Source organism: Bradyrhizobium sp. CCBAU 11357, assembly GCF_028128865.1.
In the GTDB taxonomy this organism is placed as follows: Bacteria; Pseudomonadota; Alphaproteobacteria; order Rhizobiales; family Xanthobacteraceae; genus Bradyrhizobium.
In genome coordinates this window covers 1-990 of the sequence record NZ_LBJW01000039.1, presented here as the reverse complement: position 1 = coordinate 990, position 990 = coordinate 1, and the positions used below count along the sequence as shown (strand labels likewise).

Sequence of the window (990 nt, the reverse complement as noted above, 5' to 3'; positions counted from 1 at the left end):
GTGGCGGAGATTGGGCCAATGCCAGGAATGGTCATCAGCCTGCGCGATACCTCGTCTTCGCGAGCGCGTCGCGCGATTTCCTGGTCGAGATCTGCGATCTTGCCATTCAGCCAGCGAGCAGGTCTAGCATCACTCGTAACATGGGGCGCGCCGCTTCAGGAAGTGAGCTGGCCATAGCGTCCTCTTCAATGAGATCGCTAAGTTTCGCCACGTGCGATGGCCCCTTGGGCGCGATCCAGCCATACTCCGTGAGTGTCCTCGGATCGCGTTGATGACTGGGTTCGTTGCCGCACTAACAGCTCACGGGTTCGAAACACTAGACCCGCAGCCTGTTGCTCTTCACTCTTAACGGCAACGAACCGCATGCTCGGTCGCTGCGCAGCCTCGCAGATCGCCTCGGCATCAATCGCGTCGTCTTTTGCCGCTTTACAAAGGGCTTTACATAAGCTGGCGGGATCAACCGAACATTATGGCCAAGCTGCGCGAGCTGCCGGGCCCAGTGATGAGCTCCTCCACATGCCTCTAAGGCTACGGTGCAAATTGGCTGGGCCGCAAAGAAATCCAGCAGCTTTCCCGGGGATGTCCCGATCGTTGTTGAACTAGGTCGGGCCGACGTCGCCGGAATGAATGTTACGCGGCCCTCGTGACGTGGGCAACGGGGTTGATCGTCATGCGATTGTGGCGAGCTTGAAGAGCCGCACGCAGAACCGACAATTGCTTATGCGCCTTCAATCGTCGGAAGCCCTTGTTGGCTTCGATCATGCCGGCCGCGACCCATCGCAAGGCCATACCGGCATCCCGCCAGCCTTTGACGTTGCGCGTGACGCGGCGAATGGTGCCCATCATGTTCTCGGCGATGTTGGTACAGGCGAGCGATCGCAGGGCCTGAACCGTTGCGGCATTCTCGGTCGCCCCTTCCACCAGCGCCAGCGGATGCTTGTTGCCTTCGCCGTCAACCCCGATCGCGGCGACCAGCACGAGATCGTCGCC

2 pseudogenes are annotated in these 990 nt (G+C 60.3%); both read right to left on the bottom strand.

Annotation, left to right across the window (positions count from 1 at the left end):
• Positions 1 to 571 (bottom strand): annotated as a pseudogene (locus XI05_RS08980) (IS110 family transposase); the annotation flags it as partial.
• A 59-nt stretch (positions 572 to 630) separates the two neighbouring features.
• Positions 631 to 990 (bottom strand): annotated as a pseudogene (locus XI05_RS08975) (IS256 family transposase); the annotation flags it as partial.